The 18,453-nt window shown below is 61.5% G+C and carries 16 protein-coding genes; 14 read left to right on the forward strand and 2 right to left on the reverse strand.

Annotated features, from left to right (window positions below; genetic code table 11):
- Window positions 1-79 precede the first annotated feature (79 nt).
- The 5 genes from ACEN83_RS17940 to phnX all read left to right on the forward strand — a co-directional run bounded on the left by ACEN83_RS17940 (window position 80) and on the right by phnX (window position 6,059).
- Complete coding sequence (locus ACEN83_RS17940; protein WP_218474515.1) at window positions 80-1,417, forward strand: 2-hydroxycarboxylate transporter family protein; 1,338 nt, start codon at window positions 80-82, stop codon at window positions 1,415-1,417.
- Window positions 1,418-1,701: 284 nt separating this feature from the next.
- On the forward strand, window positions 1,702-2,793 hold the full coding sequence (gene psrA / locus ACEN83_RS17945; protein WP_493727539.1) for an iron-containing alcohol dehydrogenase PsrA: 1,092 nt from the start codon (window positions 1,702-1,704) through the stop codon (window positions 2,791-2,793).
- 129 nt (window positions 2,794-2,922) lie between these two features.
- Window positions 2,923-4,218: an MFS transporter gene (locus ACEN83_RS17950; protein WP_495577928.1), complete on the forward strand. Its 1,296-nt coding sequence runs from the start codon at window positions 2,923-2,925 to the stop codon at window positions 4,216-4,218.
- Between the two features lie 54 nt (window positions 4,219-4,272).
- A complete protein-coding gene (locus ACEN83_RS17955) occupies window positions 4,273-5,145 on the forward strand; it encodes a LysR substrate-binding domain-containing protein (RefSeq protein ID WP_007980564.1) in 873 nt (290 codons plus the stop codon).
- An 86-nt stretch (window positions 5,146-5,231) separates the two neighbouring features.
- Window positions 5,232-6,059: a phosphonoacetaldehyde hydrolase gene (gene phnX, locus ACEN83_RS17960; RefSeq protein ID WP_495577929.1), complete on the forward strand. Its 828-nt coding sequence runs from the start codon at window positions 5,232-5,234 to the stop codon at window positions 6,057-6,059.
- Window positions 6,060-6,100: 41 nt separating this feature from the next.
- On the opposite strand, the gene ACEN83_RS17965 is transcribed toward phnX, so the two are convergent.
- Entirely contained in the window at window positions 6,101-6,874 is a 774-nt protein-coding gene (locus ACEN83_RS17965) for an AraC family transcriptional regulator (protein ID WP_495577930.1), read from the reverse strand.
- Window positions 6,875-7,007: 133 nt separating this feature from the next.
- Between ACEN83_RS17965 and ACEN83_RS17970 the strand changes: the two genes are divergently transcribed.
- The 3 genes from ACEN83_RS17970 to ACEN83_RS17980 all read left to right on the forward strand — a co-directional run bounded on the left by ACEN83_RS17970 (window position 7,008) and on the right by ACEN83_RS17980 (window position 9,639).
- Window positions 7,008-8,237: an MFS transporter gene (locus tag ACEN83_RS17970; RefSeq protein WP_218504351.1), complete on the forward strand. Its 1,230-nt coding sequence runs from the start codon at window positions 7,008-7,010 to the stop codon at window positions 8,235-8,237.
- 23 nt (window positions 8,238-8,260) lie between these two features.
- Complete coding sequence (locus tag ACEN83_RS17975; RefSeq protein ID WP_495577931.1) at window positions 8,261-8,656, forward strand: VOC family protein; 396 nt, start codon at window positions 8,261-8,263, stop codon at window positions 8,654-8,656.
- 158 nt (window positions 8,657-8,814) lie between these two features.
- Window positions 8,815-9,639, forward strand: coding sequence for a response regulator transcription factor (locus ACEN83_RS17980; protein ID WP_429389787.1), 825 nt, complete (start codon window positions 8,815-8,817; stop codon window positions 9,637-9,639).
- Window positions 9,640-10,334: 695 nt separating this feature from the next.
- On the opposite strand, the gene ACEN83_RS17985 is transcribed toward ACEN83_RS17980, so the two are convergent.
- Complete coding sequence (locus ACEN83_RS17985; protein ID WP_495577932.1) at window positions 10,335-10,685, reverse strand: DUF6124 family protein; 351 nt, start codon at window positions 10,683-10,685, stop codon at window positions 10,335-10,337.
- A gap of 480 nt (window positions 10,686-11,165) precedes the next feature.
- Here ACEN83_RS17985 and ACEN83_RS17990 point away from each other — a divergent pair, with 480 nt between their 5' ends.
- The 6 genes from ACEN83_RS17990 to ACEN83_RS18015 all read left to right on the forward strand — a co-directional run bounded on the left by ACEN83_RS17990 (window position 11,166) and on the right by ACEN83_RS18015 (window position 17,087).
- The gene (locus ACEN83_RS17990) at window positions 11,166-11,402 is read left to right on the forward strand and encodes an antitoxin Xre/MbcA/ParS toxin-binding domain-containing protein (RefSeq protein ID WP_495577933.1); all 237 of its coding nucleotides are present in this window, start codon (window positions 11,166-11,168) and stop codon (window positions 11,400-11,402) included.
- A gap of 144 nt (window positions 11,403-11,546) precedes the next feature.
- The gene (locus tag ACEN83_RS17995; RefSeq protein WP_495577934.1) at window positions 11,547-12,662 is read left to right on the forward strand and encodes an ABC transporter ATP-binding protein; all 1,116 of its coding nucleotides are present in this window, start codon (window positions 11,547-11,549) and stop codon (window positions 12,660-12,662) included.
- 39 nt (window positions 12,663-12,701) lie between these two features.
- Window positions 12,702-13,844, forward strand: coding sequence for an ABC transporter substrate-binding protein (locus ACEN83_RS18000; protein ID WP_102702570.1), 1,143 nt, complete (start codon window positions 12,702-12,704; stop codon window positions 13,842-13,844).
- Between the two features lie 31 nt (window positions 13,845-13,875).
- Window positions 13,876-14,793, forward strand: coding sequence for an ABC transporter permease (locus ACEN83_RS18005; protein ID WP_046037379.1), 918 nt, complete (start codon window positions 13,876-13,878; stop codon window positions 14,791-14,793).
- Window position 14,794: 1 nt separating this feature from the next.
- Entirely contained in the window at window positions 14,795-15,622 is an 828-nt protein-coding gene (locus ACEN83_RS18010) for an ABC transporter permease (protein ID WP_495577935.1), read from the forward strand.
- A complete protein-coding gene (locus ACEN83_RS18015; RefSeq protein WP_495577936.1) occupies window positions 15,615-17,087 on the forward strand; it encodes an aldehyde dehydrogenase family protein in 1,473 nt (490 codons plus the stop codon). The genes ACEN83_RS18010 and ACEN83_RS18015 overlap by 8 nt, the downstream gene beginning before the upstream one ends.
- The last annotated feature ends 1,366 nt before the right edge of the window (window positions 17,088-18,453 follow it).

Here is an 18,453-nt window from a genome sequence, read left to right on the forward strand (position 1 = left end):
GATCTACCGAGTGGCAATCCATCCCCGGCCAACCGTGGTTTCTGAATCCTCGATAAAAACAACATGAGGAAAGCGCGACATGAACAAGCCCTACGAGCAAACCCTTAACGCCCCCGACGGCGGTTTCGTGCAACGCCTGCGCAGCCTCTGCGCCTACGAAATCGGCGTCATCCCGCTGCCGATCTTTCTCGGCATCGCGGTCATCGTTTATCTCTCTGCCCATCTGGGCTTCCTGCCCAAGAACATGATCGGCGGGCTCGCCGTGATCATGACCATGGGCGTGTTCTTCGGCCAACTGGGCTCGCGCCTGCCGATCCTCAAGGAAATCGGCGGCGGCGCCATCCTGTGCCTGATGCTGCCGTCGATCCTGGTGTTCTACGGCTTCTTCGGGCCGGCGACGATCGACGCCACCAAAATGCTCATGAAGGAAGCCAACTTCCTGTACTTCGTGATCGCCAGCCTGGTGGTCGGCAGCATTCTGGGGATGAGTCGTTTCATCCTGGTCCAGGGCATGCTGCGGATGTTCATTCCCCTGCTCGTCGGCACCCTGGCCGCCGTTGCCAGCGGACTGCTGGTCGGCAAACTGGTGGGCTACAGCTTTCACCACACGTTCTTTTTCATCATCGTGCCGATCATTGGCGGCGGGATCGGCGAAGGGATCCTGCCCCTGTCGCTGGCCTACTCGTCGATCCTCGGCGGCACCCCGGATATCTACGTGGCGCAACTGGCGCCCGCCGCCGTGGTCGGCAACATCGCGGCGATCATCTGTGCCGGTTTTCTCGCGCGCCTGGCCCTCAAGCGCCCGAACATCAATGGCGAAGGTTCCCTGATCCGCGCCAAGGACGAGAACGATAAATTCAAGGTCAAGGAAGACACCGGCTCCCTTGTCGACTTCCGCGTCATGGGTGCCGGGGTGCTGGTGATCTGCGCGTTCTTCGTCCTCGGCGGCCTGCTGGAAAAAGTCGTGGGCATTCCCGGTCCGGTGATGATGATCCTCGTGGCGGTGCTGTTTAAGTACCTTCGGGTGCTGCCGGAGAAACTCGAGAAAGGCGCCAACACCTTTTACAAGCTGGTGTCGTCGGCCTTCATCTGGCCGGTCATGATCGGCCTGGGCATGCTCTACGTGCCGCTGGACAGCGTGGTGAAAGTGTTCTCGGTCGGCTATGTGCTGGTGTGCGTCTCGGTGGTGGTGTCGATGACCGTGGCCGGCTTTTTCATTGGCAACCTGATGAAGATGTACCCCATCGAATCGGCCATCGTGACCTGCTGTCACAGCGGCCTGGGCGGCACCGGAGACGTGGCGATCCTCTCGGCGTCCAACCGCATGTCGCTGATGCCGTTCGCGCAGATTTCCACGCGCATTGGCGGGGCTTCGACGGTGATTCTGGCGACGATACTGTTGCGGCTGTTTGTCTGAAGTTCTCAACACACAAACCCTGTGGGAGCGAGCTTGCTCGCGATAGCGTTGTGCCTGATACATAGATGTTGAATGTACGACTGCAATCGCGAGCAAGCTCGCTCCCACAGGAGGTGCGGTGTTCAAACTATTAGCTGAACAGAACACCGGCCCAGTGCCGGTGTTTTGCATTGTGAGGTCGTTATCGGTCCAGCCGATTCAAACCTGCGAATTATCGATTTGTGCAGCAGTCCGTGGACCGCGAGCATGGCGTCACTTCCAACAACAAAAACCAAGGACCCGCCATGACCGCCCGATTTCACAACCCAGTGGATACCCGTTTCGGCTGGGGCAGCCTGCAAGAGCTGGCCGCCATCACCGAACACCAGAACGTTGCCGTCGTGACCTTTCCCGAAGCCCGTGACCTGGGGCTGGTGGATCGTCTCCAGGCGTTGCTGGGCGAACGTCTGGTCTACGTGATCGAAGATGTCCAGCCCAATCCCGATGTCGCGCAACTGCGCGCGACCTATGAACGCTTCTGGCAGGAAGCCGGCGATTGCCATGCGGTGATTGCCGTTGGAGGCGGCAGTGCCATCGACACCGCCAAGGCGCTGATTGTCGGCACCGAGTCAGGCCGCTTCGATGAGCTGCTGGCCTTGCTGGCAAGCGGCAAACCCTTCGTTCCGGTACGCAGCAAACAGCTGATCGCAGCCCCGACCACGGCGGGCACCGGCAGTGAAGTCACGCCCTGGGCGACGATCTGGGACGCGGCCAACCACAAGAAGTATTCCCTGCACCTGGACTGTACCTGGCCAAAGGTCGCGATCATCGATCCGCAATTGATGCTCACGGTGCCGGCCAGCGTCACCGTGTCCACAGGCCTGGATGCACTGTCCCACGCACTGGAATCGATCTGGAACATCAACGCCAACCCGCTTTCCGACACCTTCGCCATCTCTGCCATCGAAGACATCCTCGAATGCCTGCCCTTGCTGCGGCGTGACCTGTCCAACCAGGAACTGCGTTCACGGATGGCCCTCGCCGCACTCAAGGCCGGCATGGCGTTCTCCAACACCAAGACCGCACTGGCCCACTCCATTTCCTATGAGATGACCCTGCACTACGGCTTGCCCCATGGCATCGCCTGCTCCTTCACCTTGCCACTGGTACTGGGCCTCGCCTGGGGCCACGACGCAACGCGCGACAAGACCCTGCAACGGGTTTTCGGGCCAGACCTGGATAAAGCCCAGGCCCGCTTGCGCGCCTTCCTGCACAGCCTGGATGTGAAAACCGAGTTCGCCGACTACGGCGTAACGGCCGAAGAAGCACAAGCCATGATCGACTTCGCCCTGCAGGGTGCACGCGGCAAGAACTTCATCGGCTCACGAGCGGCCTAGGGCTCGACAGCCCCCAAGACACTACACTGCCAGCGGCGTAACGAGCCGCGACGATTTCCTGCCGCACCTGAGAAAGAGTGCACCCTGCGACGCAACTCGCAGGGAACGAACAAGAATAAGGAAAAGATCATGAATCGTGCCCAAACCATGCCAGGTCTCGCCGTACACAGCGCATCGTTTCGCGTCGCCCAGTGGCGCATGCTGCTGGCAGCCATGTTTTGTTATCTGTTTTTCTATACCGGGCGACAAACGTTCGGTTTCGCCATCCCCGGTATCCAGGCCGAGTTCGGCTTTACCAAAGAGCATCTTGGCTGGGCATCGGCCGCCATGCTCTGGGCCTACGCCATTGGCCAGGCCATCAACGGCAACCTCGCCGACAAATTCGGTGGCCGACGCATCATGACCCTGGGCGCCGTGCTGTCCTGTGGCGCCAACTGGGTGACCAGTTTCGCCAGCGGCTTCGCCGGGCTGATCCTGCCCTGGGGCATCAATGGCTACTTCCAGGCATTGGGCTGGGCACCTGGCAGCCGGCTGATCTCCAACTGGTGGAGCGCGGGTGAACGCGGCAAGGTCTACGGCTTCTACGTGTTCGCGGCCGGTTGCGCTTCCGTTCTTTCCTACGTGACCTCGATCGTCGTACTGGAAGTGATGCATCTGGAATGGCGCTGGATCTTCCGCCTGCCCGTGTTGCTCATGCTGGCCGGCGGCATCATCTTCTACCTGGTGGCCCGCGAGCGTCCGCAAGACCTGGGATTCGAACCGCTGGCCGACACCGGTGTGGCCAATGCCGAGGACAAGAACCATGAGGTGGCGCACGGTGAAACCGAAACATCGGCGCAACGCTACAAAGCGGTACTGAAGAACTTTCGCCTGATCATCGCCGCCGTGTCCCTGGGTTTCCAGAACGCAGCCCGCTACGGTTTGATCGTCTGGGTGCCGGTGCACTTCCTGGGCGCCAACTGGAAAAGCGGCGACAGCATGATCGATCCGAAATGGATCACCGTGGCCCTTCCGGTCGGCATGGCCATCGGCGCGCTGAGCAACGGCTGGATCTCGGACAAGCTGTTCGGCTCCAAGCGCTACCTGGCGATCATGCTCTACATGTTCCTCGGTGCAGCCACCAGCTTGTGGATGTGGACCCTTGCCCCCCACAGCGCGACCGGCCTTGTGGCCTTGTTCCTCTGCGGTTTCTTCGTGTACGGCCCCGCTTCCAGCTTCTGGGCGCTGTGCCCGGACCTGGTAGGCGCCAAGCGCGCCGGCACGGCGACCGGGGTGATGAACTTCTCGTCCTATCTGTTCGCCGGCCTGGCGGAACCGCTGATCGGCAGTATGCTCGACAGTACCGGCAACACCTCGCTGATCTTCATCGTGGTCACCGCTGCCTGTCTCTGCAGCGCGTCGGTAGCGCTGTTCATCAGGCGTTGATTGCCTGGCTGGACAGATTGAATCAGTGGCAGCGGCTCAGGAACAGGATCGTCTATGTACCAGTACCACAAGTGGCTACGTTCATTTCATGCGGTGGCCAAGACCGGCAGCTTCACCCTCGCCGCCGAGTATTTGAGCGTCGGCCAGCCCACGGTCAGTGAGCAGGTCAATGCCCTGGAGAAGAAGTTTTCCGTGGAGCTGTTCCATCGCCGCGGCCGCTTTATCGAAATGAGTGCCGCCGGGCACCAACTCTATGCGATCACCCAGGGCCTGTTCGGCCAGGAGGATGAAGCCGTGCAACTGCTGCAGAGTTTCAAGCAACGCAAGACCGGCATGCTGCGCCTGGGCGCGGTGTCCCCGCCCATTGCGATGAACCTGACCTACGAACTGATGCAGCGGCACCCGGACATCGAGCTGGAAACCTCGTTTTCTCCGGAAAAAGAGACCCTGGATCGCCTGTTCAACTTCGATATCGATGTGGCGATCCTGGCCCTGTCCGAATTCGACCAGCGTTTTGACACGCAGCTTTACCGGCGCTACCCGATCATTGCGGTGGTGCGCGAGGACCATCCCTGGGCCCGGCAGAAAGAAGTACACGTCGAGCAGATCAGCGAAGAGAAATGGGTGCTGCGGGAAAAAAGCTCCCGCACTCGCCAATTGGTAGAGGAAAGCTGCAAGCGCCTGGGCGTCGCCCTCAATTGCGTCATGCAGCTGAACAGCCGCGAGGCCATCGTCCATGCCATCGCAAAGGGCATCGGTATCGGTTTCGTCTCGGCCGTCGAGTACGCCGAAACGCCCGGCACCAAACCGATCACCTTCGTCAATCACCCGTTTTCCATCGACTACCACCTGTGCTGCCTGGGCATTCGCCGAAACCGGCCGATGATCGCCGAGCTGTTCGACTCGAGCCCAACGCCGGCCACCTGATTTCCTCTCACCCTTGAGCAATCCACAGGCCTACTTCCTGGTGACAGGAGGGACGGCCTGCCCACAACAAAAAATGGAGAAACACCATGAATTACCAACAACCGACCCAACTGCAAGCCGTGGTCCTGGACTGGGCCGGCACCGTTGTCGATTTCGGCTCCTTCGCCCCCACGCAGATTTTCGTCGAAGCCTTTGCCGAGTTCGGCGTCGCCGTTTCGCTGGAAGAAGCGCGGGGCCCGATGGGCATGGGCAAGTGGGATCACATCCGCACCCTGTGCAATCAGCCGCAGATCGCCGAGCGCTACCGTGCCGTGTTTGACCGCCTGCCGACCGATGACGATGTCACCGCACTCTACGAGCGCTTCATGCCGCTGCAAATCGAGAAAATTGCCCTGCACTCGGCCCTGATACCCGGCGCGCTGAACACCATCGATGCCTTGCGCGACAAGGGCCTGAAAATCGGTTCCTGCTCCGGTTACCCGGCCGTGGTCATGGAAAAGGTGGTCGAACTGGCGCGGCACAATGGCTACGTGGCGGACCATGTGGTGGCCACCGACGAAGTGCCGAACGGCCGCCCCTACCCGGCTCAGGCCCTGGCCAACGTGATTGCCCTGGGGATCAGCGACGTCGCCGCCTGCGTCAAGGTCGACGACACCTGGCCCGGCATTCTCGAAGGTCGTGCCGGCGGGATGTGGACGGTCGCGCTGACCTGCTCCGGCAATGCCCTGGGCTTGACCTACGAGCAATACAAGGCCCTGCCTTCCGACAGGCTGGACAGTGAGCGGGCCCGCATCGTCAAGATGTTCGAAGGCTCCCGCCCGCACTACCTGATCGACACCATCGTCGATCTGCCGGCGGTCATCGAAGACATCAATGCCCGACTGGCGCGGGGTGAAACACCGCAAGGATCCTGAACGGATTCAAGCGTCAAGCGGCCGTCCCACGGGCGGCCGCCTCACCTGAAAAAATCACTCGGCGTCTTGCCGAACTGCTTCTTGAACATGGTGGTGAACGCGCTCGGGCTGTCGTATCCCAGCGCCCCGGCGATGTCGATGATCTTCTCCCCGACGGCGATGCGTTCCAGCGCCAACAGCAGGCGCGCTTGCTGGCGCCATTGGCCGAAGGTCATGCCGGTTTCCTTGCGGAACCTGCGCTGGATGGTTTTGGCGTCGAGACTCAACCGCGCACTCCAGTCCGACAAGGTCGAGTCATCACCCGGGTCCTGCTGCAATGCGCTACAGATCTGGCTGATCCGTTGATCGGTGGGCTGCGGCAGGTTCAATGGCAAGGTCGGCAGTATCGTCAGTTCATCCAGGATCAACCGCAGCACCCGGGCTTCCCGCGAATCCGGATCGCCATTGAAATCAAAATCCACCGAGACCTTGATCAGCTCACTGAGCAACGCGGACACACTCACCGCGCGGGTTTCGCCGGGCAGGTCCGGGCTGGCGCCGGGATGCACAAACACGCTGCGCATCTTGATCGGCCCCACGCAGCGAATCGAGTGCACTTCCCCACTCGGCATCCAGATGCCACGGCTCGGCGGCACTGTCCATTGGCTGGTGGCGGCGTGCACCACCATCACGCCTTCGATGGCATAGATCAGTTGATGTTTCTCATGAGAATGCGGCGCGATAAACCAGTTTTCCGGGTAGTCGGTCGCACTGCTGCGAACGCTCCAGCCGCCCTGGTCGATCTCCGCAAGAAATGTCTGCAATGGCTTGATCATGACGCCCTTTTTGCGATGGTCGGTGCCCGAGTTGCGCGAGACGGGCGACTTTGTGGGCCATAGGATAACGCCGAACCCTGAAATTGGCTGCGCCTTGCGTTCGCGGCTCGCGTTTTTATCCGGAAAACCGCCCATGTCGACCACCACCCTCAGCTCGCCCTCACCCACCGTCTCGGTCGCCAGCCAGGCCAGCCCGCTGGTCATGCGCGTCATCGGCGCCTGTGCGTTGGCGCACCTGATCAACGACCTGATCCAGGCCGTGCTGCCGTCGATCTACCCGATGCTCAAGGCCACTTATGGCCTGAGCTTCACCCAGGTCGGCCTGATCACCCTGACCTTCCAGCTCACCGCCTCACTGCTGCAACCCTGGATAGGCTTCTACACCGACCGTCATCCCAAACCGTGGCTACTGCCGGCCGGCATGGTCTGCACCCTGATCGGTATCCTGATGCTGTCGATGGTCGGCAGCTTCCCGGCGATTCTCGTGGCCTCGGCACTGGTGGGGGTTGGCTCGTCGACCTTTCACCCGGAAACCTCGCGGGTGGCGCGCCTGGCCTCGGGCGGTCGCTACGGCCTGGCGCAGTCGACCTTTCAGGTCGGTGGCAACGCCGGCAGCGCTTTCGGCCCCTTGCTGGCCGCCGCGATCATCATTCCCTATGGCCAGGGCAACGTCGCCTGGTTCGGCCTGTTCGCGGTGTTCGCCATCCTCGTGCAATACGGCCTGAGCCGCTGGTATCGCAATCACCTGAACCTGTTCAAGCTCAAGCAAGGCAGCAAGGCCACCCACGGACTGTCGAAACGGCGGGTGACCTTCGCCCTGGTGGTGTTGGCGCTGTTGGTGTTTTCCAAATACTTCTACATGGCCAGCTTCACCAGTTACTTCACCTTCTACCTGATCGAGAAATTCGACCTGTCGGTGGCCAGTTCGCAGCTGTACCTGTTCCTGTTCCTCGGTGCCGTCGCGGCGGGTACGTTCTTTGGCGGCCCGATCGGCGACCGGATCGGCCGCAAGCGGGTGATCTGGTTCTCGATCCTCGGCGCAGCGCCGTTCACCCTCGCCCTGCCCTACGTCGACCTGTTCTGGACGGGCGTGCTGAGCATGATCATCGGCTTCATCCTCGCCTCGGCATTCTCGGCCATCGTGGTCTTCGCCCAGGAACTGGTGCCCGGCAACGTCGGCATGATCGCCGGGGTGTTCTTCGGCCTGATGTTCGGTTTCGGCGGGATCGGTGCCGCGCTGCTGGGGCATCTGGCGGATATCCATGGCATCGAGTACGTGTACACGCTGTGTTCGTACCTGCCGCTGCTGGGAATTCTGACCATACTGTTGCCGTCTACTGGACAACGCCCGTCGGGAGCGTGAATAGCCATCAGGAGGAAACCCCCATGAAAATCGTAGTCACCAGCGTACTCGTCGATGATCAGGCCAAGGCCCTGGCGTTCTACCGGGATGTACTCGGCTTTGAACTCAAGCACGACATTCCCATCGGCGAACACCGCTGGCTGACGCTGACGTCCCCGGGCGATCCCGATGGCGTCGAGCTGCTGCTGGAACCCAATGCCCACGGCGCGGCAAAAACCTTCCAGAGCGCGATCAAGCAGGACGGCATTCCCTGCACGTTTTTCGGTGTCGAGGACGTGCAGGCCGAGTACGCCCGGCTCAGCGCCGCCGGCGTTCAGTTCACCCGCCCGCCGACGGTGATGGGACCGGTCACCCTCGCGGTACTGGACGACACCTGCGGTAACCTCATCCAGATCGTCCAGCACCACTCGACCGCCTGATCATTTCTGCTACCAGCCCTGTAGCACTCGGTAACACCAGGCCCCAATGCGGTGCGTCTTTTAAACGCCTTACCGTGCGCCGCCCCGCTCCACAGGGGGCCACCCGCCATGGCGTACTTTGTGCATCCAAAGGCCATCCTCTTCTGCCTGTAGCCGCCATGCGCCCCAAGGAACTGAAACTCTGGACCACCGGAGTCGCCCACCTGCTCGACCTGCCTGCCGGGCATGCGCGGCTGTCGGGGTTGAGCCACTGGCTTCGACAAATCTGCCCGGTCGATCATTTCGTGTTGTTTGTCTACGAAGGCAATCACCGGCCACTGGCGTTGTTCGATACGTTTTCGGCGGACAAGCGCGCGGTGTATGTCGACGACTACCAGTGCGGGCCTTACCTGCTCGATCCCTTCTACCTGGCCTGTACACGCGGGCAGGCGCCGGGGCTGTGGCGTTTGCGCCAGTTCGCCCCCGACCATTTCTACCTTGGCGAATACTTCCTGACCTATTACCAGCAAACGGGGCTGGCCGAGGAAGTGGCGTTTTTCGTCGACCTCGGTGGTGGTGCCATGGCGGTGTTATCGCTGATGCGCTCCAGTGCCAGTTGCGCCTTCAGCCGGGACGAAATGCAGCTCGTCGAGTGCGCGCAAGCGGTGGTCGAGCAAGTCATCAATGAAGCCTGGCGCTTGCGCCAGGCCCAACAACCGCGACCGGCGCAAGACCTGGACTTCAAGATCCGCGAAGCCTTCGACCACTTCGGCGCGCACATCCTCACCGGGCGCGAGCAGGAGATCGTCCAGCTGTTGCTGCGCGGCCACTCCAGCGCCTCGGTGGCCGAACAACTGAACATCAGCCCCGGCACGGTGAAAATTCACCGCAAGAACATCTACGCCAAGCTGGGGATTGGCAGCCAGTCGGAGTTGCTGGGCTTGTTCATTCGGGAGTTGACGGAGGATCCATTGCAGGCGCCCGGCCTCAGGCTGCAAGCCTGACCAGCCAACCACCATCCCCTGTAGGAGCTGCCGAAGGCTGCGATCTTTTGATCTTGATTCCCTCAAAAAAAGATCGCAGCCTTCGGCAGCTCCTACAGGTCGTGGTTATGCAGGTGGATCGAGTTGATCCAGTGCGCGGTCACTTCAGCGCGTCGGTGGCCGAACAACTCAACATCGGCACCGCAAGAACCTCTACGCCAAACTGGGCATTGGCAGCCAGTCGGAGTTGTTGGGGTTGTTCATTCGGGAGCTGACGGAGGATCCGTTGCAGGCTCGATCAACCAACCACCACCTTCCCCTGTAGGAGCTGCCGAAGGCTGCGATCTTTTGATCTTGATTCCTGGCAATCCCAAGTAGATCAGAAAAGATCGCAGCCTTCGGCAGCTCCTACAGGTCGCGGTTATGCAGGCGGATCGAGTTGATCCAGTGCGCGGCCACTCCAGCGCCTCGGTGGCCGAACAACTCAACATCGGCACCGCAAGAACCTCTACGCCAAACTGGGCATTGGCAGCCGGTCGGAGTTGCTGGGGTTGTTCATTCGAGAGCTGACGGAGGACCCGTTGCAGGCTCGATCAACCAACCACCACCTTCCCCTGTAGGAGCTGCCGAAGGCTGCGATCTTTTGATCTTGATTCCTGGCAATCCCAAGTAGATCAGAAAAGATCGCAGCCTTCGGCAGCTCCTACAGGTCGCGGTTATGCAGGCGGATCGAGTTGATCCAGTGCGCGGTTCACCGCCAGTTCGCCCAGCATGATCACTTGCGCGATGCCAAGCAGCGCATTGCGGCTCGTGCCCTCCAGATGATCCACCAGATCGTTGGCCATGACATTGGCCGATGCCAGCGACTCGCAGGCGTGCACCAGCAAGGTTTCGGTATTGAGTTCGGGATTGACGATGAACATGGTGCTGGGTTTGTGAGGGGTGGCCATGATGTGGGGGCCTGGGTTGAGCTCGCGCTCGGCGGCTTCGTGGAGCTTGCTTGAATCGATGCTTTCGTACGGGAATGCCGGATCAGTGTCCGGCGGGTTGGGTGTGACTTTGAACATAGTGAAACTCCTCGCATCGTAAAAAGGAGCCATCACTCTCACGCTACCAAACGTAGGGTGGTGGCCATACGCAGGTTGGTAGACCGGGATGCAAGGAGACCGGCGCGCCCGAAGGCGCCCTGTGCATGGCCACCATAGAGCAGAGTAGAAAAACACTGCAAATGATGAAGCATTGCACCTCGCATACCTGGGCTACCAAACCCGATCACTGTTGTTTTCCAGCGACCGGCAAACGATAAAACCCAGGCCCGAAGCGCACAAGCCGGCGGATTCTGGCGTACCTGTAGGCAATGACGCAAGCCGTTGTAGCTTGCGGGAAGTAACGCTGACAGCGCTTAAACACCACGCTCCAACAATGGGTTTTCACGCCCTACAGGCGTTGAAAACATCAGGGAAATGCAGGAAATATCCGACGCCATTTTTAAGGTTGGTCATCGGAAGTTCGAAGGTTAACTTTGCAGCCCCAGGCAAGTACATGCGATGGCGAAGGAGACCAAATCGGTGCGTCTAAACCAGCAGAAAAATTCAGTCCGATATGCGCAGACCTTGAAACACGCCATTAACGTGTTTGGCAATCAGCAATTGGCTAAGGACTGGCTAAAGAGACCTTGCAAGTATCTGGAAGGCAACATCCCGCTGGAACTGATCAGCAACTCGCCTGGATACCAGAAGGTTGAAAATTATCTGACCCGGATTGAACTCGGGGTTTATCAATGATCGTTACGTCATACGTCTACTGAAAAACTTGTAGCTTGCAGCTTGCCGCTGCTCCTATCCCCCAAGGGATATATACACCGCAAAACCCCCATTGCTAGTTTGGCCCCCGACGCACTGATTCATCACTGCCAGGGAGCCCGCCTCGTGAACAACACCCCGCCAAGCGATATCGAATTCTGCAATGTGGTCAAACGCTATGGCGAGGTGCAGGCCGTCAGCGGTCTGGATTTTGCGGTGCGGCGTGGCTCGTTTCATTCCTTTCTCGGTGGTTCGGGCTGTGGCAAGACCACCACCCTGCGCATGATCGCCGGCTTCGAGCAGCCCACCAGCGGCGAGGTCCGTCTGGCCGGTAAAAGCGTGGCCGGGGTGCCGGCGTTCGAGCGGCCGGTGAACATGGTGTTCCAGCATTACGCGTTGTTCCCGCACCTGACCGTGGCGCAGAACATTGCCTACGGCCTGCGCTATCGCACACCGCGCCCGGACAAGAAACAGCAACTGCGCATGGCCGATGAAGCGCTGGAAATGGTCCGCCTGAGCGGCTTCGGCCAGCGCAAGCCGAGCGAGCTTTCCGGCGGCCAGCAACAGCGTGTCGCCCTCGCCCGCGCACTGGTGAACAAGCCGACGGTGTTGCTGCTCGACGAGCCGCTGGCCGCGCTGGACCGCAAGCTGCGCAAGGAGATGCAATCGGAACTGCTGCGTTTGCAGCGCGAGGTCGGCATCACCTTCGTGCTGGTCACCCACGACCAGGAAGAAGCCCTGTCGATGAGCGACAGCATCAGCGTGATGCACAACGGTTCGATCATCCAGACCGCCACCCCGGAGCAACTCTACGAAGCCCCGGCCAGCCGCTACGTCGCTGACTTTATCGGCGAGTCCAATCTGTTCGACGGCACCGTGCGCCAGCTCAACGGCAATTCGGTGGTGCTGCGTACCGAGCAAGGGCTGGAACTGACCAGCCCGCTGACGCCTACCGGCAAAGCCCTGAGCGCCAACGCCGCCGGTTGCATTGCGGTGCGCCCGGAGCTGATCAGCATCGCCGGCGCCAATGCCGACATGAGCCGCGAAGTGAAGCTGCCGGGCTGCGTCGAAGACCGCATTTACCTGGGCAACTCCACCGAATACCGCGTACGCACCCAGGCCTTCGGCGTGGTCTGCGTGCGGGTGCCGCGCCAGCAGGATCACGGCGCCAATGCCTTCGAACACGGCGCAGCGGTTCGCGTCGGCTGGGATCACGCCAATGGCCTGGCCATGGCGTTGTAAATCATCGATTCGTTTCATCAACCGGATGTGGAGCGTGCTATGGACCAGAAGACCTTTATCAAAACCCTGCGCAGCTGGCAGAACGGCTCGATCAGCCGCCGCGAGTTTCTTGGCCGCACCGGCCTCGGCATTGCCGCCGCCGTGGTCGCGACCAACATGCCCGGCCTGCTGACCTCCAGCGCCGAGGCTGCCGAGCAGGCCAAGCTCGGTGATCGCCTGTCGCTGGCGACCTGGCCGAACTACCACAGCCAGGAAAACCTCGACGCCTTCGGCAAGACCACCGGCGCCCGGGTGTCGATGAGCGTGTTCGGTTCCAACGAAGAAATGCTCGCCAAATTGCAAGCCGGTGGCAGTGGCTGGGACGTGCTGGTGCCGACCAACTACACCATCAGCACCTACGTCGGGCTGGGCCTGATCGAACCGCTGGACCTGTCGCGCATTCCCAACTTCGATGCCTCGGCGTTCCAGCAGAAATTCATGGCCCAGGGCACGGTGGACGGCAAGGTCTACGCGGTGCCGAAAAACTGGGGCACCACCGGCATGCTCTACGACACCGGCAAGCTGAAAAACGGCCCGACCAGCTGGAAGGAATTCTGGGTCGCCGCCCAAGGCCCGGCCAGCGGCCGGACGATGGTCCACGACTACCAGTTGACCGCCATCGGCAACGCCCTGAAAAGCTTCGGCTACAGCTTCAACTCCCTGGACCCGAAAGAACTGGCCGACGCGGAAAAACTGCTGATCGAGGTCAAGCCGCACCTGTTCGCGATCAACTCCGACATTCAACCGTCGATGCGCAGCGGCGATGCCTGGCTGGCGATGTCCTGGACCGGCGACGCTTCGCAACTGCACCGCGACAACGCGCAAATGCAGTTCGAACTGGGCAAGGAAGGTGGCGAGTTGTGGAGCGACTTCTTCGCGATTCCGAAAAGCTCGGAGCACAAGGATGCCGCCTACGCGTTCATCAACTACCTGCTCGATCCGCAGCACAACAAGCTGGAAGTGCTGAGTCACGGCTACCCGAGCGGCGACAAGCGCGTCGACGCGCTGCTGCCTGTGGCGATGCTCGACGACCCGATCATGTACCCGGCCGCCGAGGCCTTGAGCCCGCTGGAGTTCGGTGCCGCCGCGACGCTGACCAGCCCGGCGCGTGCCGAACTGATGGCGCGTTTCAAGTCCGCCTGATCGCCTGACCATGGCCAATGAGGAGCCACCCATGAATGCCGCCGCCCACCCGCAAACGGTGCAGCCGGGCCATGCCCTGTCGGTCGAGGTTCGCCAACGGCGCAGCCTCGGCCGGCGCATCACCCTGCTGATGCTCTTGCCTTCGACCCTGTGGTTCCTGCTGCTGTTGTTGATGCCGCTGGTGATCATCCTGGTTTTCAGTTTCGGCGAGCGCAGCGCCGTGGGCGGTTACGCCGGTGGCTTCACCCTGGCCAACTACCTGAACCTCGGTTCTCGCGGCGCAGCGTTCAGCAATACGCTGATGCTCGCGCCGCTGGGCACTCTGGTGTGTCTGGTGGCGGCCTATCCGCTGGCGTACTTCCTCGCGGTCAAGGTCAGCAGGAACCGTTCGCTGTTGCTGACCCTGGTGATCGTGCCGTTCTGGACCAGTTTTCTGATCCGCACCTACGCGTGGATTTTCATCCTCAGCGGCAAAGGCATTCCGGCGCTGCTGGCCAGCCTGGGGCTTGAGGATGTGCGGCTGATCAACACGCCGTGGGCGGTGCTGATCGGCATCGTCTACGGCTACCTGCCGCTGATGGTGTTCCCGATCTACGTCAGCCTGGAAAAACTCGACAAGCGCCTGCTCGAAGCGTCCGCCGACCTGGGCGCCAGCGCTTTCGAAAGCTTTCGCCGGATCACCCTGCCGCTGTCGGCGCCGGGGATCATCACCGGGGTGATGCTGGTGTTCATCCTGCTGATGGGCGAGTTCCTGATCCCGGCCATTCTCGGCGGCGGCAAGGTGTTCTTTGTCGGCAATGCGCTGGTCGACCTGTTCCTGCAATCGCGCAACTGGCCGTTCGGCAGTGCGCTGGCCATGACGCTGGTGGCGATGATGCTGCTGATCATCGGCGTGTATCTGAAACTGGTGGCGCGCTACGGCGGCCGCCCTGCCGATGGAGGCTTGTGACATGTGGCTGCGCAGCTATTCGACATCGCTGTACCTGTTCCTCTACGCGCCGATTGCCTTGATCGTGCTGTTCAGTTTCAACGCCGGGCGCAGTGGCCTGGCCTTCCAGTGCTGCTCGGTGCAATGGTTCGGCACCGCGTTCGGCAACCCGTTCATCATGGAAGCCCTGGGCAACAGCGCACTGATTGCCGCAAGTTCCGCGGTGATCGCCACGCTGTTCGGCACCCTGGCGGTGTTCGGCTTGCAGCGCTGCGGGGCCAAGGTGCGGATGCTGTTCGATGCGCTGACCTACTGCGCGATCATCGTGCCGGGCATCGTCATCGGCATCTCGACGCTGATCGCCTTCATCAGCCTGTTCGACCTGATCAACCCGCTGCTGGCGAGCTGGCTGCCCACTCTGCCGAAGTTGAACATGGGTTTTTTCACCGTGATCGCCGCGCATTCGCTGTTCACCATGGCCCTGGTGATGGTGATCGTGCGCAGCCGTGTCGACTCGCTGGACAAGGCCTTGCTGGAAGCCTCGGCGGACCTCTACGCGCCACCGATGGACACCTTCTGGCGGGTGACCCTGCCGCAGATCAGCCCGGCGATCATGGCCGGGTTCCTGCTGGCCTTCACCTTCAGCTTCGACGATTTCATCATTGCCTTCTTCGTCGCCGGTTCCGAAACGACGTTGCCGATCTACATCTTTTCCTCCATCCGCCGCGGCGTGACGCCGGAGATCAACGCGATTTCCACGGTGATCATCTGCGTGTCGCTGGCCCTGCTGTTCACTTCCCGCCATCTGCAAAACCGCCGCACCGGCGTCCAGGAGTCGCACCATGCGTGATCAGCTCTACATCAACGGCGAATGGGTCAGCCCGGACCTGGGCGGCTATCTGGACGTGATCGATCCGGCCACCGAACAGGTCTTCCACCGGGTGGCGGCGGGGACTGAAGAAGATGTCGACCATGCCGTACGCGCGGCGCGCCGGGCCTTCGACAACGGTTGGGGTCAGACCAGCGGCGCTGAACGTGCGCAGTGGCTGGAGGCATTGGCCGATGAATTGGAGGCCGGCAAACAGGCACTGGCGGAACTGGAAGTGCGCGACAACGGCAAACCGCTGCCCGAGGCGCAGTGGGACATCGGCGATGCCATTGCCTGCTTCCGTTACTACGCCGGTCTGGCCCGCGATCTGGACCAGCAACAGGATCAGCCGCTGGCCTTGCCGGACGAGCGTTTCCGCTGCCGCATCCGCCACGAGCCGATTGGTGTGGCCGGGCAGATCATCCCCTGGAACTACCCGCTGCTGATGGCCGCGTGGAAGGTGGCGCCAGCCTTGGCCGCCGGGGCCACGGTGGTGTTGAAACCGTCCGAGCTGACGCCGCTGACCGCCCTGGAACTGGCCGCCGCCGCCGATCGTATCGGCCTGCCTGCGGGGGTATTGAACCTGGTCACCGGCCTGGGCGCCGACGGCGGCAGCCCGCTCACCGAGCATCCGGGCGTGGACAAACTGGCCTTCACCGGCAGCGTGCCCACCGGGGCGAAAATCATGTCGGCGGCAGCGCGGGACATCAAGAACATCAGCCTGGAACTGGGTGGCAAGTCGGCCTTCATCGTCTTCGATGACGCCGATGTCGAAGCCGCCGTGGAGTGGATTCTGTTCGGGATTTTCTGGAACCAGGGCCAGGTGTGCAGCGCCACATCGCGCCTGCTGGTGCAGGAATCCATCGCCCCACGCCTGATCGAACGGCTGGTGGAGGAAACCCGCAGGATCAGTATCGGCCCCGGTATGCAGCCCGGGGTTCTGCTGGGTCCGCTGGTGAGCCAGGGCCAGTACGACAAGGTGCTCGGTTTCATCGACCAGGGCCTGGCCAGTGGCGCCCGTTTGCTCACCGGCGGACGGCGACCGACGCATCTGGCTGAAGGGTATTTCATCGAGCCGGCGATCTTCGATGAGCCCGCCCACAGCAGCATTCTGTGGCGCGAAGAAGTGTTCGGCCCGGTGCTGTGCATCAAGCGTTTCAAGACCGAAGAACAAGCCGTGCAAATGGCCAACGCCAGCCGCTTCGGCCTGGCCGCCGCCGTGATGAGCGCCGACCTGCAGCGCACCGCCCGGGTCGCCAACCAGTTGCGCGCCGGGATCGTCTGGGTCAACTGCTCGCAACCGACCTTCGTCGAAGCACCCTGGGGCGGGATGAAACACAGCGGCATCGGCCGGGAACTGGGGCAATGGGGGTTGCATAATTATCTCGAGGTCAAGCAGGTGACCGAGTACGTCAGTGACCAGCCGTGGGGGTGGTATTTGAAGTAAACAGGTCAACTGTGGCCAGCCGTGGGGTTGGCGTTCACTGAAGATCAAAACTGTGGGAGCGGGCTTGCTCGCGAAGGCGGTGGGTCAGTCGACATCTCTGTTGGATGTGCCGGCCTCTTCGCGAGCAGGCTCGCTCCCACAGGGATTGTGGCCAGCCGTGGGGTTGGCGTTCACTGAAGATCAAAATTGTGGGAGCGGGCTTGCTCGCGAAAGCGGTGGGTCAGTCGACATCTCTGTTGGATGTGCCGGCCTCTTCGCGGGCAAGCCCGCTCCCACAGGGATTGTGGCCAGCCGCGGGATTGGCGTTCACTGAAGATCAAAACTGTGGGAGCGGGCTTGCCCGCGATAGCGGTGGGTCAGCCAATATCTCTGTTGGATGTGCCGGCCTCTTCGCGAGCAGGCTCGCTCCCACAGGGGTTGTGGCCAGCCGTGGGGTTGGCGTTCACTGAAGATCAAAACTGTGGGAGCGGGCTTGCTCGCGAAAGCGGTGGGTCAGTCGACATCTCTGTTGGATGTGCCGGCCTCTTCGCGAGCAAGCCCGCTCCCACAGGGATTGTGGCCAGCCGTGGGATTGGCGTTCACTGAAGATCAAAACTGTGGGAGCGGGCTTGCTCGCGAAAGCGGTAGTTCAGCCAATATCTCTATTGGATGTGCCGGCCTCTTCGCGAGCAAGCCCGCTCCCACAGGGATTGTGGCCAGCCGTGGGATTGGCGTTTACTGAAGATCAAAACTGTGGGAGCGGGCTTGCTCGCGAAGGCGGTAGTTCAGCCAATATCTCTATTGGATGTGCCGGCCTCTTCGCGAGCAAGCCCGCTCCCACAGGGATTGTGGCCAGCCGTGGGATTGGCGTTCACTGAAGATCAAAACTGTGGGAGCGGGCTTGCTCGCGAAAGCGGTGGGTCCGTCGACATCTCTGTTGGATGTGCCGGCCTCTTCGCGGGCAAGCCCGCTCCCACAGGGATTGTGACCAGCCGTGGGATTGGCGTTCACTGAAGATCAAAACTGTGGGAGCGGGCTTGCTCGCGAAAGCGGTGGGTCAGTCGACATCTCTGTTGGATGTGCCGGCCTCTTCGCGGGCAATCCCGCTCCCACAGGGATTGTGGCCAGCCGTGGGATTCGCGTTCACTGAAGATCAAAACTGTGGGAGCGGGCTTGCTCGCGAAAGCGGTGGGTCCGTCGACATCTCTGTTGGATGTGCCGGCCTCTTCGCGGGCAAGCCCGCTCCCACAGGGATTGTGGCCAGCCGTGGGATTGGCGTTCACTGAAGATCAAAACTGTGGGAGCGGGCTTGCTCGCGAAAGCGGTGGGTCAGTCGACATCTCTGTTGGATGTGCCGGCCTCTTCGCGAGCAGGCTCGCTCCCACAA

Source organism: Pseudomonas sp. Pseusp49 (genome assembly GCF_059491875.1).